This window comes from Bacillus sp. CGMCC 1.16541 (assembly GCF_003184905.1).
In the GTDB taxonomy this organism is placed as follows: Bacteria; Bacillota; Bacilli; order Bacillales; family Bacillaceae_H; genus Priestia.
This window is the reverse complement of record NZ_QFRU01000005.1, coordinates 228,947-255,903: the sequence shown is the minus strand read 5'-3', so window position 1 is coordinate 255,903 and position 26,957 is coordinate 228,947. Positions and strand designations below refer to the sequence as shown.

The following is a 26,957-nucleotide window of genomic DNA, read 5'->3' as shown; positions in this document are numbered from 1 at the left end:
GCTAAAAGTTCATCAATTACGTGTACTTTCTTGTTAAGAAATTTGATCATAAAAGATTATATTGTTGTTTATTACTTTTTTTGATAAAATTATTAGATTGAAAAGGCTATCTCAACTGTAACAGTTTGAGAGTGTTAATAGGTTCTAATTTCCTCATTAACAAACAGTCGGGGTCATGCATCATTGAATGCATGACCTCGGTTTATGAAGCAAACCTTATATGTAGCATGCTATATTTTCGTTCAGAAAATTAACTTACATATTTATAGATAAAAGAAGGGAAGTAATGATATGCCAAAGCCAATTATAGCAATCGTTGGAAGACCGAATGTTGGAAAGTCAACGATTTTTAATCGTATTGTAGGAGAAAGAGTGTCAATTGTAGAAGATATTCCAGGAGTAACACGTGATCGTATTTATAGCTCAGGTGAGTGGTTAAACACGGACTTTAATATTATTGATACAGGCGGAATCGACATTGGAGACGAGCCTTTTATTGAACAAATTAAGCACCAAGCAGAGATTGCGATTGACGAAGCGGACGTAATTATTTTCCTAACTAACGGTCGAGATGGAATTACCGGTGCTGATGAAGAAGTAGCAAAAATTCTATATAAGTCAAAGAAACCTGTTGTATTAGCCGTTAATAAAATTGACAACCCAGATATGAGAGAGCTTATGTATGACTTTTATGCTCTTGGGTTTGGTGAGCCGTTCCCAATCTCAGGTACTCATGGACTTGGATTAGGAGATTTATTAGATGAGGCCGCTAAGTATTTTCCTAAAGAAGGAGAAACGGAGTATTCTGAAGAGACGATTTGCTTCTCTTTAATCGGTCGTCCAAATGTAGGGAAGTCGTCTCTTGTTAATGCGTTATTAGGTGAAGAGCGTGTAATTGTAAGTAATATTGCAGGAACAACTCGTGACGCCATTGATACGCAGTTTACAAAAGAAGACCAAGAGTACGTTGTTATTGATACGGCAGGAATGAGAAAGAAAGGAAAAGTGTATGAAAGTACAGAAAAATACAGTGTACTTCGCGCACTAAAGGCCATTGAGCGTTCTGATGTTGTTCTTGTTGTACTAAATGCGGAAGAAGGAATTATCGAGCAAGACAAGCGTATTGCAGGGTATGCTCATGAAGCTGGTAAAGCGGTTGTAATTGTTGTAAACAAATGGGATACAGTTGAAAAAGACGAAAAGACAATGAAACAATTCGAGCAAAAAATACGTGATCACTTCTTATTCTTAGATTATGCACCAATTGTTTTCTTATCAGCTAAAACGAAAAAGCGTACACATACACTTCTGCCAATGATTAATTTAGCTAGTGAAAATCACTCATTGCGTGCAGAAACAAGTGTAATCAACGACGTCATTATGGATGCTGTTGCAATGAATCCAACACCAACTCATAACGGAAGTCGTTTGAAAATTTATTACACAACGCAAGTTGCTGTTAAACCACCAACATTTGTTGTGTTTGTGAATGATCCTGAACTTATGCACTTTTCATATGAGCGTTTCTTAGAAAATAAGCTACGTGAAGCGTTCGGATTTGAAGGTACACCAATTAAAATGATCCCAAGAGCACGAAAATAAAAGTAGGATGTGATATAGGTGGAGAAGATTGCAGTATTAGGAGCAGGAAGTTGGGGAACAGCTTTGGCTTTTGTTCTTGCTGACAATGGACATGAGGTGCGTATTTGGGGGCACCGTGAGCAAATTATTCAAGAGATTAATGAGAATCATACCAATAACAAATACTTGCCTGATGTTCAGCTACCTCAAACCCTAAAAGGATTTACATCTTTAGCAGATGCGATTTGTGAAGTGGAAACCATTGTTTTGGCTGTACCGACAAAAGCAATGCGCGAAGTAATGGCACAGTTAAAAGAAGTGGCAAGTGATGCTTTGACGATTGTTCATGTAAGTAAAGGGATTGAACCAGATACATTAATGCGTATCTCTGAAATGATTGAACAAGAAATGCCAGATGAGCTTTTAGCAGATGTCGTTGTTTTATCAGGACCTAGTCACGCAGAAGAAGTGAGTCGCAGACAACCTACTACTGTGACAGTTTCTTCTCATAATATGCAGGCGGCTGAAAAAGTTCAAGATCTTTTTACTAATCAGCAATATTTCCGTGTGTATACAAACCCGGATATTATTGGAGTTGAAATTGGAGGGGCATTGAAAAACATTATCGCTTTAGCTGCTGGTATTACAGATGGTTTAGAGTACGGAGATAATGCAAAAGCTGCTTTAATTACGAGAGGCCTAGCTGAGATTGCCAGATTAGGAAGTAAACTCGGAGCAAATCCTCTTACGTTCTTAGGTTTAACGGGAATTGGAGATTTAGTTGTGACATGTACAAGTGTTCATTCAAGAAACTGGCGAGCTGGTAATTTATTAGGAAAAGGATATAACTTAGATGAAGTACTAGCTAATATGGGAATGGTTGTAGAAGGTGTACGTACAACAAAAGCAGCTTATCAACTTGCTCAAAAGTATGAGGTGAAAATGCCAATTACAGCTGCGTTATATGATGTGTTATTTAATAACGTAAAGGCAAAGGATGCTGTAGATTCATTAATGGCTCGAACAAAAACGCATGAAATGGAAGATTTAGCAAACATTTTAGGCGAACGAATGAATGACTAATGAATGTGAACATTCGAAAGGTTGATACAGTTCAAAGTGAGTCATTGTAAAAAAACAATACAAAGAAATTAACCAATTGATGATGCCTAAACGGGTGTTCATGCATAAGATACAGTGTAAAAATGATGAGTAGAACTATTTTAGCGTGGGATGTTTAGTCGATGCTGAGGTGAAGATGCCCCCTTCACTTCAGCTTTTTTATTTTTCAATCTATCTTTTCGATACATATGGTATAATGGTTGTCGGAAAAGGAGTTGATAGTCATGTCCCCAGCGTTAATGAAGATGTGGATTTCCCTTGGTTCGATGGGTTTTATGTTTATTTCAGTTTTGTCGATTTACTTGAGTCGATATGTGATTAAAAACCGCATATTAAAAACCATTATCGCATTTATTGCATACGTACTAATGATTTTGGCAGGAATTATTATTTTCTTTGTTGTGTTTAGTGGTCCAACACCTGAGTAGAAAATATGATACATAAGGTAGGAAGGTACAATATGAAAAGGCTTACATTTTTAGCGTTGTTAGCTAGTATTACTTTATTATTATCAGGGTGCTTGTATCCTGAGGAAAAACTTCAGAAAAATCAAATTCCATATAAAGATCAAATTGCAGCTGTTCAAACTGTTGTTGATCAATATCAAGAGGACAGTGGAGGGTTACTCCCGATTAAAGATCGAGATATGAAAACCCCTATTTATCAAAAGTATCCAATCGACTTTAACAAACTTATTCCTCGTTATATGCAAGAAGCACCTGGAACCTCATTTGAAAGCGGAGGCGTTTTTTCATATGTATTAACAAACGTTGAAGAAAATCCAACTGTTAAGTTAATAGACTTAAGAACAGCAGAGAAGATACGCGAAGTAAACGTTCACTTAAATATGTATCGTCAAAAAAATAGTGGATATGCCCCGTTTAAAGAAGTGTTAGCAAAAGGTGTTTTTTCGATTGATTATAAAAAATTAAATTTTAAAGAGCCAGCTTATGTAGTAAGTCCGTTCTCAGGAAATAACTTACCATTAGTCATGAATCATGAAGGTAACATATTCATTGATTACTCTGCAGACTTATATGATGCGTTATCGAAAGAGGATCATCAATTTAAGCAAGGAGACGATATTCGAGAGTTGTTAATGAGAAAATCGGACTTTGTACCAGCGTATTCTTTGCCATATACAATTGATGAAAAAACAAAAGAACCAATATTTTTAGAAAAATAAGTCATGAACCCTTTCTCTTTGAATAAAATTCAGTGAGAAAGGGTTTTTTCTTTCTTCTTCACGCTTTACCATAACTGATACTGTTTGCAATCGTGAAGTTAGTCAACATAGGAAAAAAATCATAAATTTTTGTAAGAGAAGTCATATTTTAATAGGACAACATCATAGATATGTATTGTCCTAATTTATTCTCGCAATGGATATCATATCCCATGAACTCATAGATCGGAGGGGATCTTTTGGAAAAGGTAGATATTTTCAAGGATATCGCTGAGCGAACAGGTGGCGATATTTATTTAGGAGTAGTTGGTGCAGTACGTACAGGTAAGTCTACTTTCATCAAAAAATTTATGGAGCTAGTAGTTTTACCGAATATTCAAAATGAAGCGGAGCGCGCTCGAACACAAGACGAATTACCGCAAAGTGCTGCGGGTAAGACGATTATGACAACTGAGCCAAAGTTCGTTCCAAATCAAGCAGTCAACATTCAGGTAGATGACGGACTTGAGGTTAACATAAGATTAGTTGATTGTGTTGGATACACGGTACCGGGTGCGAAAGGTTATGAAGATGAAAACGGACCACGCATGATTAATACACCGTGGTATGAAGAACCAATTCCGTTTCATGAAGCTGCAGAAATTGGTACTCGAAAAGTAATTCAAGAGCATTCTACGATTGGAGTTGTCATTACGACAGATGGATCAATCGGAGAAATTCCTCGTCATGATTATGTTGAAGCAGAAGAGCGAGTAATTAACGAATTAAAAGAGGTTGGAAAACCGTTCATTATGATTATTAATACGGTTCAGCCGTATCATCCAGATACAGATAAGTTAAGAGCACAACTCACTCAAAAATACGATATTCCGGTTTTAGCAATGAGCGTTGAGAGTATGCGTGATACAGATGTTATGAACGTGTTACGTGAAGCTCTATTCGAATTCCCGGTGTTAGAAGTCAATGTCAATTTACCAAGCTGGGTAATGGTATTAAAAGACAAACATTGGTTAAGAGAAAGTTATCAAGAAGCAGTAAAAGAAATCGTAAAAGATATTAAACGATTAAGAGATGTCGATCGAGTTGTGGATCAATTTAGTGAGTATGAGTTTATTGAACAAGCAAGGTTAGCTGGAATTGAGATGGGTCAAGGGATAGCCGAAATTGACTTATATGCGCCAGACGACTTGTATGACCAAATTTTAAAAGAAGTTGTAGGTGTCGAAATTCGTGGCCGCGATCATCTATTAGAGTTAATGCAAGATTTTGTTCATGCTAAGTTAGAGTATGATCAAGTGTCAGATGCATTAAGAATGGTAAAGCAAACAGGATACGGTATCGCTGCACCGTCTCTTGCTGATATGAGTTTAGATGAGCCAGAGATTATTAGGCAAGGTGCTCGTTTCGGTGTCAGATTAAAAGCAGTTGCACCTTCGATTCATATGATTAAAGTGGATGTCGAATCTGAGTTCGCTCCAATTATTGGTACAGAAAAGCAGAGTGAAGAGCTTGTACGTTATTTAATGCAAGATTTTGAAGATGACCCACTATCAATCTGGAATTCGGACATCTTTGGGCGTTCACTTAGCTCTATCGTAAGAGAAGGGATACAAGCAAAATTATCTCTTATGCCAGAAAATGCTCGATACAAGCTAAAAGAAACACTAGAGCGTATCATTAATGAAGGCTCTGGTGGATTGATTGCCATTATCTTATAAGGAAAGGCTCCTCTAAAGGGGCCTCTTTTTGTTTAATTAACTTGCGGTGGACTTGTTCATATGTTAATCTTTTATCAGAAATTGATTGATCGCTATGTTTTTTGTATAGAGTATGCTTAAAAACATTGAATTATAGAGGTTTATCGTTTATTATAAGCATTGTTAATACATAATAGTTATGTATAAGAATGTATCATTTTGTAAAGAAATGATATATAAACAGTTACTAGATTCTGTACATCGGCTTCTAGTTATGGATAAGACCCTATTTTGGGAGGAGGTGAATGGCATGAACAAGACAGAATTAATTAATGCTGTTGCAGAAGCGAGTGAGCTTTCAAAGAAAGATGCTACAAAAGCAGTTGATGCTGTTTTTGAGTCTATCTTAGAAACTCTAAAAAAAGGCGATAAAGTACAATTAATCGGTTTTGGTAACTTTGAAGTTCGTGAGCGTGCAGCTCGTAAAGGTCGCAACCCACAAACTGGTGAAGAAATCGAAATTCCAGCGAGCAAAGTTCCTGCATTCAAACCAGGTAAAGCTCTTAAAGATGCTGTGAAATAATCTTTACATAAAAATGACTGTTTACTAGTCATGTATAAAGAGCTTAGAAAGGTCGCAAATCGAGCGACCTTTCTTTTTTGCCTTTGGATAGCGTCTATGCTAGAATTTCTTTAAACTTATACTTGGAGGATGTCAAAATGTCATCTGTCAATAAACCTCAAATCGAGCAAGCGGTTAGACTTCTTTTAGAAGCCATTGGAGAAGATCCAAATCGAGAAGGGTTACTAGATACCCCAAAGCGTGTAGCTAAAATGTATGAAGAAGTATTCTCGGGATTGAATGAAGATCCTAAAGAGCATTTTAAAACGGTGTTTGGTGAAGATCATGAAGAACTTGTGCTAGTAAAAGATATTCCGTTTTATTCGATGTGTGAACATCATTTAGTTCCTTTCTATGGAAAGGCTCATGTAGCCTACATACCTAAAGGTGGTAAAGTAACAGGACTTAGCAAATTAGCCAGAGCGGTTGAAGCGGTAGCTAAACGTCCGCAGTTACAAGAGCGTATTACATCAACGGTAGCCGACTCCATCGTTGAATCATTAAATCCTCATGGTGTCATGGTTATCGTTGAAGCTGAGCATATGTGTATGACTATGCGAGGTGTTAAAAAGCCAGGGTCCATGACAATCACATCAGCTGTAAGAGGCATTTTAGAAACGGATGTTGCAGCAAGAGCAGAGGTTTTATCGTTAATTAAAGCGTAACCGAATCGTGAAAAGAGAAGGAGAATTGTTATGAAAGCAAACGGGAGTACAGAATATATTGTTATTAAAGCCATTGAAGATGGGGTAAATGTAATCGGTTTAACAAGAGGAGCTGATACTCGTTTTCACCATTCAGAAAAGCTTGATAAAGGTGAAGTTTTAATTGCTCAATTCACCGAGCATACATCCGCAGTCAAAGTTCGTGGAAAAGCTCTTATCCAGACATCTCACGGTGAAATTGAATCAGAACCTAAAAAATAAGGGATTGTTTTAAAAGTTACGATAAATAAAAAGTTTTACGCAACATCCCTTGTTATTTTGCGCATTGACTGTACTAGTCTTTATAGACAAGGGCTGTTGCGGGTTGAGTCAAATGGGGCACTCTTTGCTCCTTTTGACTCAGCCCCTTGTATATTTATTAGTGGACTTGCGCTCAGGCCTGAAATGATTCAATTAAAAGATGAGCGATCTATTTAAATCAGAATAAAGAAGTATGTATAACAAGGGGAATCAACCGGCAAGAATAGAGAAAAAACGTTTTTTTAAGCCTTACTTATGATATAATTGACACTGTCTATTTAAATGTCAAGAAGTAAGAAGAAATATAGCGTGTGAAAGGGAGACAAGGGTGATAATTGTGCAAAACATCTACGACACAGTTGCAAACATGAAGGAGCAACTTCAAGTTGAATTAAATCATCCATATGTAAAACAATTTATTCATCATCCAGAAATTGATGAAGATAAGTTAATATGCATATGTTCATTTCTAGATAGTATATCAGTTGAAGAGCGCGAAAAGTCTAAATATGTATTGCCTATCATGCTTGTTCAAATTGCACTCGATACTCACGACCTCGTCTCTATTCAAACAATTGGAAATAATGAGTCTTTATTAAAAGAAAGACAATTAACGGTTTTAGCTGGTGACTACTATAGTGGACTTTATTATTATTATTTGTCTAGAAGTGAACAAATTGAGTTAATTAAAGAAGTCGCTTCTGCCATTAAACATGTTAATGTTTCAAAGATAAAACTATATCAAAATGATACAACAGACGTTAAGGATATAATGGTGAATTTTCGTACAGTTGAAGCAGCATTAGTCAATTGCTTGTGCGATTATTTTAAACGAGAAGAGTGGAAAGAACTTTTAGAGCACGTCATATTAATTAGCAGTCTTTTGCGTGAACTTAGAAGGGAAGAGGAAGAAGCACCTTCACTGCTGCTACAAGTATTAGAACAGGAAGAAAATGTTGAAGAAATTGTCCTGTCTCAAGTGCGCGAATCTGCAAGTGTTATTGAACGTTATTTACAAGGTCAGGTTAACTTAAATGCTCAATTTAAGGACTATCTTTATGAACTTTTAAACAAACATAAGCATTGTAAAAATGTTGTAGGAGAAGGATAAAAGTTATGCAGCAATCAAAAGAACAACGTGTCCATAATGTGTTTGAAAAAATTTATAAAAATTATGATCAAATGAATTCTGTTATTAGCTTTCAGCGTCACAAAGCGTGGCGCAAAGATACAATGAAGCGTATGAATGTACAAAAGGGTGCGAAAGCGCTAGACGTTTGTTGTGGGACTGCTGATTGGACCTTAAGCCTTGCTGAAGCGGTGGGTGAAAGAGGAAAAGTAGTTGGATTGGATTTTAGTCAAAATATGCTCCAAATTGGGCAGGAGAAAGTTAATCAATCTCCTTTTTCAACTATTGAGTTAGTTCATGGAAATGCAATGGATCTCCCTTTTGAAGATAATACATTCGATTATGTAACAATTGGGTTTGGATTACGAAATGTTCCCGATTATTTAAAAGCGTTGCAAGAAATGCATCGCGTTGTGAAACCAGGTGGAAAAGTCGTGTGTCTTGAAACCTCTCAGCCTACACTAATTGGTTATCGTCAACTATACTATATGTATTTTCAATATGTGATGCCGATACTTGGAAAGATGTTTGCTAAAAGTTACAATGAGTATTCTTGGTTGCAAGAGTCCGCTCGTGACTTTCCTGGAAGAGATGAATTAGCGAATATGTTTAGACAAGTAGGCCTTGTTGACGTTGAAGTGAAGTCTTATACAGGTGGAGTTGCAGCTATGCATTTAGGGTGCAAGCGTTAGATATGTAAATTGTATTTGTTGTATGAAAGGCTATCCGACTGATGTGAGGCCTTTCATCTTTTTATGCTCATTCAATCTAGGTATGAAGTAATTTAAAATGCAAGGTGAATCCTATGAAACTAAAAATGATGTACACTTTTTTGAATACGGATATTGCGTTAATTGAAAAAGAATTAGAGCAATCCGTTCAGACTGATGAACCATTAATTACAGAAGCATCTCTACACTTGTTACAAGCAGGAGGAAAGCGCATTCGTCCCATTTTTGTGTTGTTAGCAGGGAAGTTTGGAGACTATAACATTGAACGAGTGAAATACATAGCTGTTTCCCTTGAACTCATTCATATGGCATCGCTTGTTCATGATGATGTAATTGATGATGCAGATAAGCGCAGAGGGAAGCCAACCATTAAAGCGAAATGGGATAATCGTATTGCAATGTATACAGGCGATTATATTTTTGCTCGTTCACTAGAAATGATGACTCGTATAAAAGAAATAGAAGCTCACCAGATCTTGTCGAATACAATGGTACAGCTATCATTAGGAGAAATTGAACAAATAAAAGATAAATATAATTTAAATCAAGACTTACGCACTTATTTACGAAGAATTAGAAGAAAAACAGCATTGTTAATAGCTGTTAGTTGTCAATTGGGTGCAATTGCAACGGGTGCTTCAAAAGACATACATAAAGAGTTATATCGATTTGGATATTACGTTGGCATGGCATTTCAAATCACCGATGATATTTTAGACTTTACTTCATCAGCAGAACAATTGGGGAAACCGGTTGGTAGTGACTTATTACAAGGAAATATTACGTTGCCTGTCTTATTTGCGATGGAGAATAGGGAATTTCGCAACAAGGTAGAACAATTATTCGTTGTTGAACATAAAGATGAACTGATAGCAGAAATTATCACATACATAAAATCCTCAGATGTCATTGAACGTTCTCTTGATATGAGTGATCAATATTTACAAAAAGCGATAAACGTATTAGATCATTTGCCGAATAATAAAGCAAAGAAGCCCTTGTATCAAATAGCAAAATTTGTCGGAAAGCGTAAATTTTAAATAAATTCCATCCTTGAAGTTGTAAAAATCTGAAAAGAGTGGTACTATTTCTTTGGGCGTGATTGCGCTTTCAATTTATACATACTTCAGGGGTGGAGATTTAAAATGGAAAAAACATTTATTATGGTTAAACCAGATGGGGTACAACGAAACATCATTGGAGAAATCGTAGCACGTTTTGAAAGAAAGGGCTTTCAATTAGTGGGTGCGAAACTGATGAACATTTCAACAGAACTAGCAGAAAATCATTATGGTGAACATAAAGAAAAGCCATTCTTTGGCGACTTAGTAGGATTTATTACATCAGGTCCTGTTTTTGCAATGGTTTGGCAAGGGGAAAATGTCATTGCATCATCGAGACAAATGATGGGGAAAACAAATCCTAAAGAAGCGCTACCGGGCACGATTCGTGGAGATTACGGCTTAATCGTTGATAAGAATGTCATTCATGGATCGGACTCTCCAGAAAGTGCAGAGCGAGAGATTGGGTTATTCTTCAAAGAAGAAGAGCTTGTATCTTATGAAAAAACAACGAACACTTGGGTATATTAAATCTATCGTATTATAAAAAAGTGACCGTTTCTAAAACGAGGTTGTCCTCTTTTAGAAGCGGTCACTTTTTTATAAACTATTTTTTTCTTTTTACGATATACTTATAAAAGAGATAGTTCAAAAGTAAGGGGATACATGTATGTCACAAGATTATAGTCAGTTTGTTTTAGGGATCAAAAAGAAAACAGGAATTGATTTATCGTTATATAAAGAAGCTCAAATGAAAAGACGATTAGCCTCTTTATACGAGAAGAAAGGGTTTACTAGTTTTCAATCTTTCTTTGAACAGTTGGAAAAAGATAACGAACTGTTAGGAGAGTTTTTAGATCGGATGACGATTAATGTATCAGAATTTTATCGTAATGCAAAAAGGTGGGAAGTACTAGAGGGTAAAATCTTACCACAATTAACACAAAATAAGAAGCGATTGAAAGTATGGAGTGCAGCTTGCTCAACTGGGGAAGAGCCTTATACACTAGCGATGGTTCTTTCGTCATTTTATCCTCTTTCACAAATTGATATTCTAGCCACAGACTTAGATGAAAATGTCATTGAAAAAGCAAAAATAGGTTTGTATGCAGAAAGAGCTTTACAAGAAGTGCCACAAACGATAAAAGCAAAATATTTCACAAAGCAAGGAATGTTCTATAAAGTAGACGATCAAATTAAAAAGTCTGTAACTTTTAAGAAACACAACTTGTTAGCAGATTCATTTGAAAAGGAATTTGATTTAATTGTTTGTCGAAATGTTCTTATTTATTTTACAGAAGAAGCTAAAAACCTTCTCTATCAAAAGTTTAGTCAGTCACTTCGACAGGGAGGCGTTTTCTTTGTGGGAAGCACCGAGCAAATCTTTCATCCGCAATTATATGGATTTGAAAATGCAGATACGTTTTTCTACCGTAAGAAATAAAATGAATAGAGCTCTTACTTGGGCAGTCTATTAAAGGTAATAGATTGACAGGTAAGAGCTCTTTCGTTAAAAGTGATGCATGTTTATTTCATCATTTAAGTTTTTCTACACGATAAATCAATCCTATGATATAGTCATACATAAAATCGAAAACGATTTAACGATTTGTTCCTAGTTATGCGTGATTACAGAGGGATACATACTAGATAGGCTTAATGACCAAAATGTAGAGAATGCGAGGGATGTCAAGTGAAAGAGTATAAGATTGAAACAGCGTCAAAAGTATATCCGCTATATGTTGGTGAAGGTATTTTACCTCAATTACCAGAGGTTATAAAAAAGGTGAAGCCGAATGCATCGGGCTTACTTATTATTACGGACGAAGTAGTTGATAAACATTATGGCGAGAGTATTTTAGCTTTATTACAATTATCTTTTCCGGTAGATAAATATGTTGTACCAAGTGGGGAGCATGCAAAATCGTTTCAGCATTATTATGAGTGTCAAACATACGCCCTTGAAAAGAAGTTAGATCGAAACGCTTTAATTGTGGCGGTAGGAGGTGGAGTTGTTGGTGATTTAGCTGGATTCGTTGCTGCGACGTATATGCGAGGTATTTCATTCATTCAAGTTCCAACAACTTTATTAGCACATGATAGTGCTGTTGGTGGGAAAGTTGCCATTAACCATGAGCTAGGTAAAAACATGATCGGCGCTTTCCATCAGCCTGAAGCTGTGTTCTATGATACCAACCTGTTAACAACTCTACCAGAAAGAGAATGGCGCTCAGGGTTTGCTGAAGTGATTAAGCATGCATTTATTCATGATGAACTGTTCTATCAATGGCTACAAGATAATATACATTCGTTGAGTGATTTAAAAGGTGACAATCTTATCTATGCGATTAACAAAGGAATTGCAGTTAAAGCAGCGATTGTAAGAGAGGATGAAAAAGAGTCAGGTGTAAGGGCACATCTTAACTTTGGACATACGCTTGGACATGCAATTGAAGCAGAGTTAGGTTATGGTGAAATCAGTCATGGTGAGGCGGTTGTAATTGGGATGTTATTTGCGATGAAAGTAAGTAACAAATTAGGGTATTCAAATTTCGATGTCGCAACAATGAAGGTGTGGCTTGAAAAGTTTGGGTATGAAACAGAAATCCCGTCAACGCTGAAACCGAATGACCTTCTTGTGAAGATGAAAACAGATAAAAAAGCGAAAGCTAATGACGTATATATGGTGCTGTTAACGTCCATCGGACAACCTTTTGTTGAAAAAGTTGAAGATCAATTTGTTCTCTCATTATTAGAAAACCAATAAAGGGGAAGATGTATGTTTATTCGCGGTATTAGAGGTGCGACTACGGTAGAGAAAAATGATGCCAATGAGATTATAGAAGAAACGAAAAAGTTGATGAGTCAGATTATTTTACAAAACAACCTGGAACCGGATAAAGTTGCTCAAATCTTTGTTTCACTAACAGATGATTTAAATGCAGATTTTCCTGCAAAAGCAATTCGTACAATGGAGGGGTGGTCGTTTGTTCCCGTGATGTGTATGCAAGAAATTACGGTTCCAAATGCGTTGCCTAAATGTATACGAATCATGGCGACTGTTAATACGAATGCAGCGCAATCACAAATTCATCACATTTATCTAAACGAAGCGATTATATTACGACCTGACTTAACGAAATGATATTAGGAAAATCTTTACCACCTTTTCATTGACAAGTAGGAAGGAAACATTATAGAATAGCAACTAATAACTCATAGTTGAGTACTGAGTAGTTAAGTAAAAGTTTAGAGTAGAGATTAGTTTAGGGTAGACGAGAATGAGAGAGCTGAGCCGAGGTTTATAACGCTATTGCGTTATATTTATTTAGTATATCGTCGTTTACCCAAAGGCATTTTTAATGTCTTTGGGTTTTTATTTTTTATACCTTCTTTAACAACCTCACTTTTCTCATTTTCCATTGATTGAAATGGAGGATTAGATACGATGCAAAAATTATATACCTCATTTTTAGAAGATTCCAAACATTTTTTAACAATTCCTATTGTAAAGAAGTTATTTGTTGACACGATTACACCCGTCGATTTATTTCAAACGGTAAAAGATGACGCAACTTATTTATTAGAAAGTAATGATGAAACGTCACCTTGGTCGAATTATTCTTTTATTGGTATGAATCCGTTTCTGTATTTAAAAGAAGAGCAGGGGGCATACATCATCAAGGATAAAGATCAGCAGCCTATTCGTTCTTTTTCATCGTTTAAAGAGGCGTTTAATGATGTTCAACAAGTTTTAAAGGTAAAGATACCTGATAGTGACATCCCATTTAAGGGTGGAGCAGTAGGCTTTATTAGCTATGATGCAGTTACTCAAATTGAAAAAGTGCAAACACATTCTAAAAACGATTTACACATGTCCACATTTGATTTTATGTATTGTGAAACCATGCTTGTGTATCATCATTCAAAAAAAGAACTTAGTGTCATTCATTATGTTTGCTTAGAAGAGGATGACGGAAACGAAGAAAAAGTAAAAAAATATGAAGAGGCAAGAGTGAAAATCAATACACTGGTTGAGAAAATTGCTGAAAGTAAACACTCAAAAACGCCACTCATGTTTTCAAGTGAACACCGAGAAGTGTCTTTTGAAAATGTTACGTCAACTTATGAAAAATCTGACTTTGTAAATGATGTGGAACGAATTAAAGAGTACATCAAAAGTGGAGACGTGTTTCAAGCGGTTCTATCTCAGCGGTTTCAATTGCCAACGGAGGTTGCGGGATTCGATATCTACCGAGTGCTACGACTAATCAACCCATCACCTTATTTATTTTATGTAAAAGTAAATGGAGTGGAGTTAATTGGTAGTTCACCAGAACGGTTAATTCAAATTGAAAACGGTCATTTAGAAATCCATCCAATTGCAGGTACGCGCCGCAGAGGAAAAGATGAAGCAGAAGATCAGCGGTTGTACGAGGACTTAATTAATGATGAGAAAGAGAGAGCTGAGCATTATATGCTTGTTGACTTAGCTCGAAACGATATTGGAAGAGTAGCTGAGTATGGAACAGTTCAAACTCCTGTTTTAATGGAACAAGTTAAATTTTCACATGTTATGCATTTAATCTCAAAAGTGACAGGCAGACTTGATCATCGTATTCACCCAATCGATGCGTTGCTTTCTGCTTTTCCAGCAGGAACGGTTTCCGGAGCACCTAAAGTAAGAGCAATGCAAATTTTAAATGAAATTGAGCCAGTTGCCCGAAATGTTTACGCAGGAACGATTGCTTATCTAGGTTTTGATGGAAATATTGATTCTTGTATTGCCATTCGGACCATTATTTTAAAAGATCAACAAGCGTATGTTCAAGCGGGAGCAGGTGTTGTAGCAGACTCTAAGCCAGAGCTCGAATGGAAAGAAACGAGGAACAAAGCAAGTGCGTTAATCAAAACCATTCAGCTTGCGCAACAAATCCATGATAAAAAGGAGAATGTCTATGTTTAAGGAACTTCTAATGAAATGTTTGAGCGGACATACCTTAAAAGAAAGTGAAGCGGAGTTGATAATGGATGAAATGATGCAAGGAAATGTTCCAGCTGCGCAGATTGCTAGTTTCTTAACTGTATTGACGTACCGTGGTGAAACAGTTGACGAAATTACGGGGCTTGTAAAGGGAATGAGAAAAAACATGAATGTCATTCAATTAGCTCATGATGATATTGTAGACACGTGCGGAACGGGTGGAGATGGAGCTTCAACTTTTAATATCTCAACGGCCAGTGCAATTGCAGCTTCGGCTGTAGGAGTGAAAATTGCGAAGCATGGTAATCGAGCGGTTTCTTCGAAAAGTGGAAGTGCAGATGTATTAGAACATTTAGGGATCAATATTGAAGCCAATGATGAAGAGGCAACCAAAGCAATTGACGAAGTAGGAATGTCGTTTTTATTTGCACCAATGTATCACCCAGCGATGAAGCATGCAGCAACTCCTCGTAAAGAACTTGGGTTTCGAACGGTGTTTAATGCCCTAGGACCTTTAGCTAATCCAACAAACTGTAAAAAGCAAGTCATTGGCGTCTATTCGATTGAGTTAGCTGAAAAGTTAGCAGAAGCATTAAAGAGATTAGGTTCTCATCATGTGCTTTTTGTAGCAGGACGCGATGGACTAGATGAAATCAGTGTCGCCACAGAAACAGACATTGTCGAACTTAAAAACGGAGAAATTTGTAAGTACACAATTACCCCAGAAGACTTTGGATTAAATAGAGGGAAATTGAGTCAGTTAGTAGTATCAGATGCAAAAGCAAGTGCAGTGTTAATTGAATCAATCTTTCAAAATGAAGGAAACGAAAGTGCTCGGAATGCGGTCATATTAAATGCAGCTGCCGCTATTTACGTGGCACGGAAAGTAGACTCTTTAGTAGAGGGTGTACAATTAGCTAAGCAAATGATAGAGAAAAAAACAGCGTATCAACAATTACAACGTTTAAAGTCTCGAAAGGTGGTTCAACATGCTTAAACAAATTCTTCAAACAAAGAAAGAAGAAATTGCAAAGTTAGAAGTTCCAGAACAACAAAGTGTTCAGCGTTATTCACTATATGAAGCGTTATCTGAACCGAATCGAACACTTGGACTTATTGCAGAAGTAAAGAGAGCATCACCTTCAAAAGGAATGATTAAAGAAGATTTTAACCATATAGATATTGCTCGTTCTTATGAAGAAGGTGGAGCAGATGCGCTATCTGTTTTGACAGATGAGCAGTATTTTAAAGGGCATCGAACATTCTTGACTGACATTAAGAAGCAAGTTCACTTGCCGATTCTACGAAAAGATTTCATTATTGATCCTCTTCAAGTAATTGAGAGTGCAAGAATTGGAGCAGATGCCATTTTATTGATTGGCGAAGCGGTAGAGCCATTGAAGTTGCACGAGTTATACAAACAAGCGTATGAAGAGGGGTTAGAATGTTTAGTAGAAGTACATGCTCAAGAGACATTAGAGTCGATTCTACATGTGTTCACTCCTAAAATTATCGGTATTAACAATCGAAATTTACACACATTTACAACTAGTATTGAACAAACGAATGAGATTGCCCAATTTGTTCCAGGAGATAGTTTGTTAGTGAGTGAGAGTGGAATTGGAAGGTACGAAGATATTCGTTACGTGAAACAATCAGGTGCTCACGGTGTGTTAGTAGGTGAATCCTTAATGCGACAAAAAAGTCAGCAAGAAGCGATTAAAAAGTTATTCGGAGAGCCTGTTCATGCTCGTTAAGTATTGTGGTATTAAAAATAGAAAAGAATTAGAGATGGTGCTCAAAAGTCAAGCTCACTATATTGGATTTATCTTCTATGAAAAAAGTAAGCGTTATGTGTCACCACAGCTAATTAAGAACTGGTTAGTAAATCATTCAGGTACCGATAAACGATTAGTCGGTATATTTGTAAACGAATCGGTTGAAGTCATGCATCAAATGGCCAAAACAGCGTCACTAGACGTCATTCAATGTCATGGTGAGGAAACTGTTGCACAGCTTCAATCGTTAAAGGATTTGGGGTATGAAGTGTGGAAGGCATTACCTCATCAAACCGATACGTTAGCCAATATGAGAAAGTATCAAGAGGTTGTTGATGGGTACGTGGTTGATAGTAAGGTGAAAAATCAATTTGGTGGAACAGGTGTAACATTTGATTGGACGAATGTTCCACTTTACACGCAGCAAGCAGCTTTAAATGAAAAAAAGTGTTTTATTGCCGGAGGAATTACAAGCGAAAATGTAAAAGAACTTCTCGTGTATAATCCTATTGGCCTTGATTTATCAAGTGGTATCGAAACGGATGGAATTAAAGATTGCGAAAAAATAACAGCCATTGAAAGGAAGGTTTTTTATGACATACAACAAGCCTGATCAGTTTGGTAGATTTGGAGAATTTGGCGGAAAATATGTTCCAGAAACATTAATGAACCCACTTGAAGAAGTGGAAAAAGCATTAGCAGATGCAATGAACGACCCAGCTTTTCAAGAAGAATATATGACACTATTAAAAGAATATTCAGGGAGACCAACAGCTCTTACGTATGCAGAAAATGTGACGAATCGAATCGGAGGGGCAAAGATTTACTTGAAGCGTGAAGATTTAAATCATACAGGTGCTCATAAAATCAATAATGCAATTGGGCAAGCTCTCCTTGCTAAACGGATGGGGAAAACGAAACTAATTGCTGAGACAGGGGCCGGACAACACGGAGTAGCTACAGCAACAGTTGCGGCTAAGTTCGGAATGGAATGCAAAGTATTCATGGGTGAAGAAGACATTGAGCGACAAGCATTGAATGTTTTTCGGATGAAATTACTAGGAGCAGAAGTAATTCCAGCAACTTCTGGAACAAAAACATTAAAAGATGCAACGAACGAAGCCATTCGTTACTGGGTTCAACATTGTGAAGATCACTTTTATTTAATCGGATCGGCAATTGGTCCTCATCCCTACCCAAAGATGGTTCGAGATTTTCAAAAAATTATCGGTGAAGAAGCCAAACAACAATTTTTAAAAGCGGAAGGTGCGCTTCCTACTACAGTTGTTGCATGTGTAGGTGGTGGTAGCAACGCGATCGGAATGTTTTATGACTTTATTAAAGAAGACGGTGTTCAGCTTGTTGGAGTAGAGGCTGGGGGCAAAGGCTTAGACACGAATTTGCACGCTGCCAAAATGGCGAAAGGGACAAAAGGTGTCATCCATGGGACACTAACGTATTTAATGCAAGATGAAAATGGACAAATTACGGAGCCGTATTCCATTTCAGCTGGACTTGACTATCCAGGGATTGGTCCTGAGCATTCACACTTAGCAACGATTGGTCGTGTCAATTATAAAAGTGTAACAGATGATGAAGCGATTGAAGCATTGCAAATTTTAGCTCAAGAAGAAGGGATTATCCCAGCGATTGAATCAGCTCATGCATTAGCAGAAACATTTAAGATAGCAGCTCAAATGACAAAAGACGAAACAATTTTAGTGTGTTTGTCAGGTCGTGGAGATAAAGATGTTCAGTCACTCATTACATTATTAGAGGGGGAGAAAGACAATGAACAACACGTTTCAGAACCGCTTACCGCAACACGATAAGTTATTTATTCCATTTATTACAGTTGGAGATCCATCTGCAGATGCAACAATTGAACTTGCATTATCATTGCAAAGAGCAGGAGCTTCCGTCCTAGAGTTAGGCGTGCCATATTCAGACCCTCTTGCAGATGGTCCCATCATTCAAGAAGCATCAAAGCGCGCTTTAGAAGGCGGGATGTCGATTCGTAAAGCGATTAGTCTTGTACCGGAAATGAGAAAAAAAGGTTTAAAAATTCCTGTTATTCTCTTTACCTATTTTAATCCTGTGTTACAATTAGGATTAGAATCCTTTTTCGCTTTAGTGAGTGAAAATGAGTTAGATGGCGTACTTATTCCTGATTTACCTTATGAAGAAAGCGAACAAATTCGTGGTTTAGCAGCGGAACATGGAGTATCTTATATTTCTATGGTTGCCCCTACTTCTAAAGCGCGTATTCGCAAAATTGCGAAAGGTGCAACAGGGTTTCTCTATTGTGTTTCGTCGTTAGGTGTGACGGGTGTTCGAACAACGTTACCAACCGATATTAACGAATTTTTAGAGGAAGTTAAAGCACACACCGATATTCCTGTAGCGGTTGGATTTGGGATTTCAACGAAAGAGCAAGTGGAACTGTTGAAAGACTATAGTGATGGGATTGTCATTGGGAGTGCGATTGTTCATAAGATAGGATCACTACAAAACTTGTTACTCAATGAGCAAACGAGAGAGCAAGCAGTAAGAGACTTCGAGGAATATGTTACATCCATCGTTTTACCGATACAAAAATGTGAGGTGTAGCAACATGAAAGTCAAGAAACAGCTGTTAAAGTTGAATCCATACAAACCTGGAAAGCCAATTGAAGAAGTAAAGCGTGAATATAATCTAAAGTCTGTTATTAAATTAGCATCTAATGAGAATCCATATGGTTGTTCTCCCCTCGCGAAAGAGGCAATTACATCGGAATTAGATAATCTTGCTCTATACCCAGATGGTTATTCAGCTCAATTGCGTGAAGAATTAGCAAAGCATGTTGGTGTAGAAAAAGAACAGCTGATTTTTGGAAACGGGTCGGATGAGGTTGTTCAAATCATTTGTCGAGCGTTGTTATCTCCTGATACCAACACAGTGATGGCTACACCAACATTCCCGCAATATCGCCATAATGCAGTAATCGAGGGTGCTGAAATTCGTGAGGTGCCACTTGTAGATGGAAATCATGATTTAACAGGCATGGTAAATGCAATTGATGATAAAACAACGGTTGTGTGGGTTTGTAGCCCTAACAATCCAACAGGAACATACGTCGAGAAAGAAGAACTTCTCACTTTCTTACGCAATGTACCAAAGCATGTACTCATTGTATTAGATGAAGCCTATTATGAGTATGTAACAGCAACTGACTTTCCAGAAACAGTACCGCTGTTAAAAGAATTTGAGAATTTAATTATTTTACGAACATTTTCAAAAGCATACGGACTTGCTGCATTACGCATCGGTTACGGTATTGCATCAGAAACGCTACTGCAACAAATTGAACCCGCTCGTGAACCATTTAATACGAGTCGATTAGCACAAGTTGCAGCATTAGCTTCTCTACAAGACACTAATTTTATTGAAGAATGTAAAAAACAAAATCAAGACGGATTAAAACAATACTATGCATTTTGTAAAGAAAATGATTTACATTGCTATCCATCTGAAGCAAACTTTGTCCTTATTGATTTTAAACGTCAAGGAGACGAAGTATTTCAGTATTTATTAGAAAGAGGAATTATTGTTCGTTCAGGGAATGCTTTAGGATTTCCAACTTCTGTACGTATCACGGTGGGATCTAAAGAGCAAAACGAGCAAATTATTCAGCACCTTCAGCAATATGTAAGTGATTTAAAAGCAAAATCACTATAATGAGGTAATTGAAAAGAGGTTGCTCCAGTAAAAAGAGTGGGTACATCGAATGAATACTAATTTATTCAGATGGTCTAACCGCTCTTAGATGGACAACCTCTTCCTGTATAGAAAGGGACTTAAAATAAAATGAAACGTTATTTAGATAGAAAATAGAGGTGGATAGCATGGAGAAACGAGTCTTAATTATTGGCCTTGGGTTAATTGGTGGATCACTAGCTTTAAACATTAAAAATACATACGCAGAGGCAACAATCGTTGGTTATGATATTCATAACGAGCAGCTTCAATTGGCTCATACACTAACCGTTGTGGATGAGATTGCTCTTTCCCTACAAGTAGGAGCTGAACAAGCAGACGTTATTTTTATTGCAGTTCCTGTTGCGCAAGCAGAACAAATCATTGAGGAGCTAGCAACATTTTCATTAAAGTCAGATGTTATCATTACTGATGTAGGTAGCACGAAGGAGCAAATTGTTAAAAAAGCAGAGCTCTTAACAGAAAAAGGATGGCAGTTTATTGGGGGTCACCCAATGGCAGGCTCTCATAAAAGTGGTGTAACAGCAGCAAGAGGGCATTTATTTGAAAATGCGATGTACGTATTAACGCCTACAGAAAAGATAACAGAACAAGCGTTAAATGAGTTAAAAGCCTTATTAGAAGGTACAAAAGCGAATATGGTTGTATTATCTCCAAAAGAGCATGATAAATTAGTAGGTGTTATTAGTCATTTTCCACATATTATTGCAGCGAGTCTTGTTCATCAAGCAGAGCATTACCAAGAAGAAAATGAATTAGTAAAACAACTAGCAGCAGGAGGGTTTCGAGATATTACTCGTATCGCATCAAGCAGTCCAGCGATGTGGCGAGATATTTTGCTGCATAATCATGATTCTTTACTACATATGTTTGACCACTGGCTAGAAGAGATGGGGCATGTTCGAGAGATTATTAAACAAAAAGATGCGAGCAAAATTTATGATTACTTCGTAAAAGCAAAGCAATTCCGTGATCAACTACCGACCAGAACAAAAGGGGCTATCCCTTCTTTTTATGATTTGTATGTAGATGTTCCCGACTACCCTGGTATTATATCGGAGGTAACGGGCTATTTAGCAGAAGAAGAGATTAGTATTACAAATATACGTATTTTAGAGACTCGAGAAGATATTTATGGGGTTTTACGCTTGAGTTTTCAAACAGACGACGATCGGAAACAAGCAAGAGTTTGTTTAGAAAAGCAATCCTATGCCACATTTATTGCTGATTAACTTCTATCTTTGCAAAAGTAAGGTGAATCAAAAGGTAAAGGAGAATAGAATATGAGTCAAAAGCAGTTATACAAAAATGGTGGAAACTTAAATGGTGAACTACGCGTACCAGGTGATAAATCAATCTCCCACCGAGCTGTCATGTTCGGCGCAATTGCAGAGGGGAAAACAAAGATTTATCATTTCTTACCTGGCGAGGATTGTTTGAGTACAATTTCTTGTTTTCAACAAATGGGTGTTTCCATTAAGCGTGAACATGATTATGTTGAAATAGATGGAAAGGGAGTAAATGGGTTAAGTGAGCCTAGTGGAGTACTTGATGTAGGGAATTCGGGTACAACGACAAGATTGATGCTAGGCATTTTAGCTGGTGCTCCATTTCACACAACTTTAATTGGGGATGAATCTATTGCAAAAAGGCCAATGGGACGAGTGACGGTTCCACTTCGTTCAATGGGTGCAAAGATCGATGGTAGAGAGCTTGGGCAGTTTACGCCATTATCCACAAGAGGAGGAACTTTGCGTCCAATTCGCTATGAGTCTCCTGTGGCTAGCGCTCAGGTTAAGTCGTCTATTTTACTAGCGGGGTTACATGCGAAAGGTACAACAGTTGTAACAGAGCCTCATAAGTCAAGAGATCATACAGAGCGCATGTTAACAGCGTTTGGTGTGGATGTTGATGTGAAAGGAACAACTATTTCTATAGAAGGTGGTCAAACGTTAAAAGGAACAGACATTCATGTACCGGGTGATATTTCGTCTGCTGCATTTTTTTTAGTGGCAGGTGCAATTGTTTCAAACAGTCATATTACTTTACGTAACGTTGGACTTAATCCTACCCGCACTGGAATCATTGATGTGCTTCAGCAAATGGGCGCTTCAATTGAGGTTAAAGATGAACGAATTGTTAATGGTGAACCTGTTGGCGATCTCGTTATTGAAACATCAGATTTGCACGGTATCGAAATTGGTGGAGATATAATTCCGCGATTAATTGATGAAATTCCGATTATCGCATTACTTGCTACACAAGCAAGCGGAAAGACCGTTATTAAAGATGCTGAAGAGTTAAAAGTTAAAGAAACAAATCGTATCGATACTGTAGTATCAGAATTAAAGAAGTTAGGAGCCAACATTGTCACAACAAATGATGGGATGATCATTGAGGGAAGGGTACAACTGAGTGGAGGTACTGTTGATAGTCATGGAGACCATCGCATTGGGATGATGCTAGCAATTGCTTCATGTATTACAAATGGAGATACATTCCTTGAGCGAGCAGAAGCCATTCATGTATCGTACCCTAACTTTTTTACGGATTTAGAGTATTTATTAAATGAAAGCTCTCTTTAATTGACTGTTGTTTCGATTTTTATCTTTAGAAGACGCCGTTTTGGTAGGTGCGGGTTGAAGCGCCAGATGCGTAATTATTAACGGAAATCAGCCGCAAATCACTATTTAGTAGCGAACAACAATATTTGTGGAAATAACGTAAATGAAAGTAACCCGCCATTATTATATTCGTATATAAACGAATGTATGGCGGGTTTGTTTATTCAAAGTGTAGACCGTTTTGTTGAACTCCACATTAATCTCCTTTATGATAGGTGTATCTTACCTTAAAACAATTCACACTGAAATGAAAAATAAAATAGATTTGAATAGATATAAAGGAGAACATGCAAAAATGAAAGAATTAGAACAAGCGATACGCTATGTTGAAAGTGACGAAGTAGAAAAGGGACTTAACCTTTTAAAACAAGCTCACGAAAAAGCAAATGATAATGAGAAATTTTTAATTGCAGAACAACTCTATACATGGGGACTATTAGAAGATGCGATTAAAATTATTGACGAGTTATTGTTTCTGTATCCGGATGAAGGACAACTTTATATGTTAAAAGCTGAAATTCTAATTGACCTTGAAAAAGAAGAAGAGGCAATTGAAATGTTAGATGAAGTGAGTAAAGATGATCCAATTTATGTACAGTCATTGCTACTCACAGCAGATTTATACCAAATGCAAGGTTTAAGCGAAGTAAGTGAGACAAAGCTTTTAGAAGCAAAAAAATTATTACCAAGTGAATTAATTATCGATTTCGGCTTAGCAGAATTCTACAATAGTCAAGGTGAATTTCATAAAGCGATTCCTTACTATCAATCATTGTTACAAGAAGAAAAAGAGATAAATGGTATTGATGTAAGGCAGCGACTTGCTGAATGTTTAAGTGGAGTTGGAAAATTTGAAGAAGCATTGCCTTATTTCGATGAATCATTAAAAGAGAAACTAGAAATTAATACATTATTTGAGTATGGAATAGCTGCTTACCAGGCTAGTCATTACCAAACAGCAATTGAAACATTAAACCAATTAAAAGAGCTTGATCCTCAGTATCATTCTCTTTATTTATATTTAGCTAAAGCATATGAGCATGAAGAAATGCTTGCTGAAGCATCACAAGTAGTACAGGAAGGGATTTCTCAAGATGAATTCCAAAAAGAACTGTACTTCTATAAAGGAAAGCTAGCACTTAAACAAGGAAATGAAGAAGAAGCGGAGGCTGGCTTTAAAGAAGCGATTGCATTAGATCCTGGGTATGTCGAAGCAATCTTAACACTTTCAAAGTTATATATGAGTCAAGAGCGTTATGAAGATGTTATTGAGAATATTAAATTAGCCACTGAATATAACGAATATGATCCTCACTTTGAATGGGATTTAGCAAGAGCTTATCAAGAAACAGAACAGTATAAAGAGGCATTAAATCACTATGAGACAGCATATACTGTTTTTAAAGAAGAATACGCATTTTTAGAGGAGTACGGATATTTCTTATTAGAGGAGGGAGAGCGACAAAAAGCCAAGGAAATTTTCACGAAGTTATTAAGTTTGGATCCAACTTCAATTGAGATACAAGACATATTATTTCAATTAGAAGAATAAACAATAGTTCAAAGGACTTTCGAATATAAATGTTGAATATGTATGTCAAAAGGGTGCTTTTAAAAGATTTTAATTACAGAGGAGGGAAGTGAGAGTATGGCGACCCCTGTTTCTGTCAACGAGAAGAAAGAGTTTGTCCGTTGGTTTTTAACGAATTATCAATTAAAAAGACGTGAATGTGTGTGGATTTTAAATTATTTAATGAGTCATGATCAATTAATGAAGAAAGTACATTTTGTTGAGCAAGCTCAGTTTTGTCCAAGAGGCATGGTCATGTCCACTCACTGCGTGGAGGAACCACCGTTTCGCTTTTACAAAGAAAACATTATGACAACTGATGCAGAAAAATCATTTCATGATATTCGCTTAAACCGAGATGAAGATATTTATATTCAGTTGAATTTTCGATCGTCATATTCATCGCCTCAATACGTTGTAGTGTTAGAAGACAATCCACATATGCCTAAAAACATGCATGCGAATGAAAAAGACAAATTGATAGCAGAACGAGTTTTAGAAGAATCTGTGCAATCTTTTCAGCGCTCCAAACTACTAAAGTTGATTGATGAAGCATTAGATAATCATAATAAAGAAGAATTTAAAAGACTAACAGATTATTTGAATAATTTGACATGAGTCAGTTTATGAATCAATCAGATAGTATGTTCATGTCGAGGATTACGGCCTGAAAAATTCTCGTCACGTTCAACGTGAGTGCCAAGTTTATTTTGGGGGATACTTCGCTTTAAGTATTCCGCAAACGTAAACTTGGCACTTTGTTTTTTATCGCGAAGTACACGCGTTATCTTTTTATAAAGGTTGTCTAATGTAAATCTTCTGTGATTTTTTGTATAATAAAATAGAAAGAAAATAATATGTTTAAAAAGTGCTAGTATAAACGAGATGAGGTATGAAACGATGAAGTGGTTCACAAAAGATGTAGATATGTATTTACAAGCAAAAGACTATGTTGATTCGATATTACTACCTGTTATCCCATTAGACTTTGGTAGTTCAATTAAAACGAATGCATCTATGGGAGAATATATGACATTGTTGACGTCAGAAATAGAGCGACAATTTAAAGGGCGCTTATTTTTAAGTCCTTCTTTTACATACTTGAAAGAAGAAGATCTTGAACTTCAAAAGAATCGTTTGTTATTGTGGAAAAATAATATGGAAGAAAATAGGTTTAAACATGTATTTATTATGACGAGTGATAGTGCATGGAAGCAGTACGAAAATGAATTAGGGGAAAGCTTTCTTTGGTTACCTTCTTTGCCATTAGAAAATTTAGATGATCAATATAAAGTGAAAGTCATTCAAGATCAAGTGCAACAGATGATGAATCTGTTTTTAGAACAATGGAAAAAAGAGAAATAACTTTTCGAAATAGAATATTTTGTAAGAGGGTGAAAGTCGATAAAAATAGATTTTTACTCTTTTTTTCTTATTTGTAAGCGCAACCAATATTGTAATAACAGTAGATAGAGAAAATAAGAAAAAAATAGAAATTGACACATGATTGCCACGTTTAGAGGCTATCCTCATATTGACCTTGGATAAATATTGATATATCATGAGTATGTCCTAGTTTTATATATTTGTTCATATACTGTCCGATGGACTGAACTTTTGATAGAGGGGGGAAAAACATGAGCGAGAAAAAACATCGGGTATCAAGAAGACAATTTTTGAATTATACCCTAACAGGTGTCGGTGGATTCATGGCAGCTGGTATGTTAATGCCGATGGTGCGCTTTGCAGTTGATCCAGTATTACGCAAAGGCACAGATCAAGAATTGGTAGCGGTTGCGCAAGTTGATGAAATCACTGAAGAGCCAACGCGTGTTAACTTTAAGATTCAACAGGTAGATGCATGGTATGAATCAGAAGAACCAAAGACAGCATGGGTATACAAAAATGAAAAGGGTGACATTGTTGCTCTATCGCCAGTTTGTAAGCATTTAGGCTGTACTGTAAACTGGGCGGGTGATAAAAATCATCCAACTAGATTTTTCTGTCCTTGCCATGATGGTCTGTACGAGAAAGATGGAACAAACGTACCTGGTACACCACCAATGGCACCGTTAGATGGGTATGTTCAAGAAATCAAAGATGGTACTTTGTATTTAGGAAAAGCAAAACCACGAGGAGGGGCGTAATAA

The 26,957-nt window shown here is 36.7% G+C and carries 28 protein-coding genes; all 28 read left to right on the top strand.

Going from position 1 to position 26,957, the window contains the following annotated elements; genetic code table 11:
* Positions 1-291: 291 nt before the first annotated feature.
* The gene (gene der, locus DIS06_RS09280) at positions 292-1,602 is read left to right on the top strand and encodes a ribosome biogenesis GTPase Der (RefSeq protein ID WP_110112983.1); all 1,311 of its coding nucleotides are present in this window, start codon (positions 292-294) and stop codon (positions 1,600-1,602) included.
* 18 nt (positions 1,603-1,620) lie between these two features.
* Positions 1,621-2,664: an NAD(P)H-dependent glycerol-3-phosphate dehydrogenase gene (locus tag DIS06_RS09275; RefSeq protein WP_110112982.1), complete on the top strand. Its 1,044-nt coding sequence runs from the start codon at positions 1,621-1,623 to the stop codon at positions 2,662-2,664.
* 263 nt (positions 2,665-2,927) lie between these two features.
* Positions 2,928-3,131 carry a DUF2768 domain-containing protein gene (locus DIS06_RS09270; RefSeq protein ID WP_110112981.1) on the top strand — a complete coding sequence of 68 codons (204 nt, stop codon included), beginning with the start codon at positions 2,928-2,930 and terminating at the stop codon, positions 3,129-3,131.
* Between the two features lie 32 nt (positions 3,132-3,163).
* Positions 3,164-3,889, top strand: a complete 726-nt coding sequence (locus DIS06_RS09265; protein WP_110112980.1) for a hypothetical protein — start codon at positions 3,164-3,166, stop codon at positions 3,887-3,889.
* A 239-nt stretch (positions 3,890-4,128) separates the two neighbouring features.
* Positions 4,129-5,607, top strand: coding sequence for a stage IV sporulation protein A (gene spoIVA, locus DIS06_RS09260; RefSeq protein WP_110112979.1), 1,479 nt, complete (start codon positions 4,129-4,131; stop codon positions 5,605-5,607).
* A gap of 289 nt (positions 5,608-5,896) precedes the next feature.
* Entirely contained in the window at positions 5,897-6,169 is a 273-nt protein-coding gene (locus DIS06_RS09255; protein WP_162595924.1) for an HU family DNA-binding protein, read from the top strand.
* Positions 6,170-6,306: 137 nt separating this feature from the next.
* Entirely contained in the window at positions 6,307-6,873 is a 567-nt protein-coding gene (gene folE / locus DIS06_RS09250) for a GTP cyclohydrolase I FolE (protein ID WP_110112977.1), read from the top strand.
* Positions 6,874-6,903: 30 nt separating this feature from the next.
* A complete protein-coding gene (gene mtrB, locus DIS06_RS09245) occupies positions 6,904-7,134 on the top strand; it encodes a trp RNA-binding attenuation protein MtrB (protein WP_110112976.1) in 231 nt (76 codons plus the stop codon).
* Between the two features lie 376 nt (positions 7,135-7,510).
* Entirely contained in the window at positions 7,511-8,284 is a 774-nt protein-coding gene (locus DIS06_RS09240; RefSeq protein ID WP_239421969.1) for a heptaprenyl diphosphate synthase component 1, read from the top strand.
* Positions 8,285-8,289: 5 nt separating this feature from the next.
* Complete coding sequence (gene menG / locus DIS06_RS09235; protein WP_110112974.1) at positions 8,290-8,994, top strand: demethylmenaquinone methyltransferase; 705 nt, start codon at positions 8,290-8,292, stop codon at positions 8,992-8,994.
* 113 nt (positions 8,995-9,107) lie between these two features.
* Positions 9,108-10,073, top strand: a complete 966-nt coding sequence (hepT, locus tag DIS06_RS09230; protein WP_110112973.1) for a heptaprenyl diphosphate synthase component II — start codon at positions 9,108-9,110, stop codon at positions 10,071-10,073.
* Between the two features lie 105 nt (positions 10,074-10,178).
* Positions 10,179-10,625, top strand: a complete 447-nt coding sequence (ndk, locus tag DIS06_RS09225; protein WP_110112972.1) for a nucleoside-diphosphate kinase — start codon at positions 10,179-10,181, stop codon at positions 10,623-10,625.
* Between the two features lie 139 nt (positions 10,626-10,764).
* Complete coding sequence (locus DIS06_RS09220; RefSeq protein ID WP_110112971.1) at positions 10,765-11,538, top strand: CheR family methyltransferase; 774 nt, start codon at positions 10,765-10,767, stop codon at positions 11,536-11,538.
* Between the two features lie 249 nt (positions 11,539-11,787).
* On the top strand, positions 11,788-12,861 hold the full coding sequence (gene aroB / locus DIS06_RS09215) for a 3-dehydroquinate synthase (RefSeq protein ID WP_110112970.1): 1,074 nt from the start codon (positions 11,788-11,790) through the stop codon (positions 12,859-12,861).
* 12 nt (positions 12,862-12,873) lie between these two features.
* A complete protein-coding gene (gene aroH / locus DIS06_RS09210) occupies positions 12,874-13,239 on the top strand; it encodes a chorismate mutase (protein ID WP_110112969.1) in 366 nt (121 codons plus the stop codon).
* 303 nt (positions 13,240-13,542) lie between these two features.
* Positions 13,543-15,060, top strand: a complete 1,518-nt coding sequence (gene trpE, locus DIS06_RS09205; RefSeq protein WP_110112968.1) for an anthranilate synthase component I — start codon at positions 13,543-13,545, stop codon at positions 15,058-15,060.
* Positions 15,053-16,075 carry an anthranilate phosphoribosyltransferase gene (gene trpD, locus DIS06_RS09200; RefSeq protein ID WP_110112967.1) on the top strand — a complete coding sequence of 341 codons (1,023 nt, stop codon included), beginning with the start codon at positions 15,053-15,055 and terminating at the stop codon, positions 16,073-16,075. The genes trpE and trpD overlap by 8 nt, the downstream gene beginning before the upstream one ends.
* Positions 16,068-16,835, top strand: a complete 768-nt coding sequence (trpC, locus tag DIS06_RS09195; RefSeq protein ID WP_110112966.1) for an indole-3-glycerol phosphate synthase TrpC — start codon at positions 16,068-16,070, stop codon at positions 16,833-16,835. Before trpD ends, trpC begins: the two co-directional genes overlap by 8 nt.
* Positions 16,825-17,469 (top strand): phosphoribosylanthranilate isomerase, encoded by a 645-nt coding sequence (locus tag DIS06_RS09190; protein WP_110112965.1) that lies wholly within the window; start codon positions 16,825-16,827, stop codon positions 17,467-17,469. Before trpC ends, DIS06_RS09190 begins: the two co-directional genes overlap by 11 nt.
* Entirely contained in the window at positions 17,450-18,688 is a 1,239-nt protein-coding gene (trpB, locus tag DIS06_RS09185) for a tryptophan synthase subunit beta (protein WP_110112964.1), read from the top strand. Before DIS06_RS09190 ends, trpB begins: the two co-directional genes overlap by 20 nt.
* On the top strand, positions 18,648-19,466 hold the full coding sequence (gene trpA / locus DIS06_RS09180) for a tryptophan synthase subunit alpha (protein WP_110112963.1): 819 nt from the start codon (positions 18,648-18,650) through the stop codon (positions 19,464-19,466). The genes trpB and trpA overlap by 41 nt, the downstream gene beginning before the upstream one ends.
* A 4-nt stretch (positions 19,467-19,470) precedes the next feature.
* Positions 19,471-20,574: a histidinol-phosphate transaminase gene (hisC, locus tag DIS06_RS09175; RefSeq protein ID WP_110112962.1), complete on the top strand. Its 1,104-nt coding sequence runs from the start codon at positions 19,471-19,473 to the stop codon at positions 20,572-20,574.
* 167 nt (positions 20,575-20,741) lie between these two features.
* Positions 20,742-21,845: a prephenate dehydrogenase gene (locus DIS06_RS09170; RefSeq protein ID WP_110112961.1), complete on the top strand. Its 1,104-nt coding sequence runs from the start codon at positions 20,742-20,744 to the stop codon at positions 21,843-21,845.
* A gap of 51 nt (positions 21,846-21,896) precedes the next feature.
* Positions 21,897-23,198: a 3-phosphoshikimate 1-carboxyvinyltransferase gene (aroA, locus tag DIS06_RS09165; RefSeq protein WP_110112960.1), complete on the top strand. Its 1,302-nt coding sequence runs from the start codon at positions 21,897-21,899 to the stop codon at positions 23,196-23,198.
* A 334-nt stretch (positions 23,199-23,532) separates the two neighbouring features.
* Positions 23,533-24,789: a tetratricopeptide repeat protein gene (locus DIS06_RS09160; RefSeq protein ID WP_110112959.1), complete on the top strand. Its 1,257-nt coding sequence runs from the start codon at positions 23,533-23,535 to the stop codon at positions 24,787-24,789.
* A 96-nt stretch (positions 24,790-24,885) separates the two neighbouring features.
* Positions 24,886-25,425, top strand: a complete 540-nt coding sequence (locus DIS06_RS09155) for a ReoY family proteolytic degradation factor (RefSeq protein ID WP_110112958.1) — start codon at positions 24,886-24,888, stop codon at positions 25,423-25,425.
* 282 nt (positions 25,426-25,707) lie between these two features.
* Positions 25,708-26,172: a YpiF family protein gene (locus DIS06_RS09150; protein WP_162595923.1), complete on the top strand. Its 465-nt coding sequence runs from the start codon at positions 25,708-25,710 to the stop codon at positions 26,170-26,172.
* Between the two features lie 272 nt (positions 26,173-26,444).
* Complete coding sequence (locus tag DIS06_RS09145; protein ID WP_110112956.1) at positions 26,445-26,954, top strand: Rieske (2Fe-2S) protein; 510 nt, start codon at positions 26,445-26,447, stop codon at positions 26,952-26,954.
* Positions 26,955-26,957 lie beyond the last annotated feature (3 nt).

What these genes read in the sequence shown, in the direction of transcription:
- der (WP_110112983.1), top strand. Translation starts at nt 292, where the DNA reads ATGCCAAAGCCAATTATAGCAATCGTTGGAAGACCGAATGTTGGAAAG.
- DIS06_RS09270 (WP_110112981.1), top strand. Translation starts at nt 2,928, where the DNA reads ATGTCCCCAGCGTTAATGAAGATGTGGATTTCCCTTGGTTCGATGGGT.
- DIS06_RS09265 (WP_110112980.1), top strand. Translation starts at nt 3,164, where the DNA reads ATGAAAAGGCTTACATTTTTAGCGTTGTTAGCTAGTATTACTTTATTA.
- DIS06_RS09255 (WP_162595924.1), top strand. Translation starts at nt 5,897, where the DNA reads ATGAACAAGACAGAATTAATTAATGCTGTTGCAGAAGCGAGTGAGCTT.
- folE (WP_110112977.1), top strand. Translation starts at nt 6,307, where the DNA reads ATGTCATCTGTCAATAAACCTCAAATCGAGCAAGCGGTTAGACTTCTT.
- mtrB (WP_110112976.1), top strand. Translation starts at nt 6,904, where the DNA reads ATGAAAGCAAACGGGAGTACAGAATATATTGTTATTAAAGCCATTGAA.
- menG (WP_110112974.1), top strand. Translation starts at nt 8,290, where the DNA reads ATGCAGCAATCAAAAGAACAACGTGTCCATAATGTGTTTGAAAAAATT.
- hepT (WP_110112973.1), top strand. Translation starts at nt 9,108, where the DNA reads ATGAAACTAAAAATGATGTACACTTTTTTGAATACGGATATTGCGTTA.
- ndk (WP_110112972.1), top strand. Translation starts at nt 10,179, where the DNA reads ATGGAAAAAACATTTATTATGGTTAAACCAGATGGGGTACAACGAAAC.
- DIS06_RS09220 (WP_110112971.1), top strand. Translation starts at nt 10,765, where the DNA reads ATGTCACAAGATTATAGTCAGTTTGTTTTAGGGATCAAAAAGAAAACA.
- aroH (WP_110112969.1), top strand. Translation starts at nt 12,874, where the DNA reads ATGTTTATTCGCGGTATTAGAGGTGCGACTACGGTAGAGAAAAATGAT.
- trpE (WP_110112968.1), top strand. Translation starts at nt 13,543, where the DNA reads ATGCAAAAATTATATACCTCATTTTTAGAAGATTCCAAACATTTTTTA.
- trpD (WP_110112967.1), top strand. Translation starts at nt 15,053, where the DNA reads ATGTTTAAGGAACTTCTAATGAAATGTTTGAGCGGACATACCTTAAAA.
- trpC (WP_110112966.1), top strand. Translation starts at nt 16,068, where the DNA reads ATGCTTAAACAAATTCTTCAAACAAAGAAAGAAGAAATTGCAAAGTTA.
- DIS06_RS09190 (WP_110112965.1), top strand. Translation starts at nt 16,825, where the DNA reads ATGCTCGTTAAGTATTGTGGTATTAAAAATAGAAAAGAATTAGAGATG.
- trpB (WP_110112964.1), top strand. Translation starts at nt 17,450, where the DNA reads ATGACATACAACAAGCCTGATCAGTTTGGTAGATTTGGAGAATTTGGC.
- trpA (WP_110112963.1), top strand. Translation starts at nt 18,648, where the DNA reads ATGAACAACACGTTTCAGAACCGCTTACCGCAACACGATAAGTTATTT.
- hisC (WP_110112962.1), top strand. Translation starts at nt 19,471, where the DNA reads ATGAAAGTCAAGAAACAGCTGTTAAAGTTGAATCCATACAAACCTGGA.
- DIS06_RS09170 (WP_110112961.1), top strand. Translation starts at nt 20,742, where the DNA reads ATGGAGAAACGAGTCTTAATTATTGGCCTTGGGTTAATTGGTGGATCA.
- aroA (WP_110112960.1), top strand. Translation starts at nt 21,897, where the DNA reads ATGAGTCAAAAGCAGTTATACAAAAATGGTGGAAACTTAAATGGTGAA.
- DIS06_RS09160 (WP_110112959.1), top strand. Translation starts at nt 23,533, where the DNA reads ATGAAAGAATTAGAACAAGCGATACGCTATGTTGAAAGTGACGAAGTA.
- DIS06_RS09155 (WP_110112958.1), top strand. Translation starts at nt 24,886, where the DNA reads ATGGCGACCCCTGTTTCTGTCAACGAGAAGAAAGAGTTTGTCCGTTGG.
- DIS06_RS09150 (WP_162595923.1), top strand. Translation starts at nt 25,708, where the DNA reads ATGAAGTGGTTCACAAAAGATGTAGATATGTATTTACAAGCAAAAGAC.
- DIS06_RS09145 (WP_110112956.1), top strand. Translation starts at nt 26,445, where the DNA reads ATGAGCGAGAAAAAACATCGGGTATCAAGAAGACAATTTTTGAATTAT.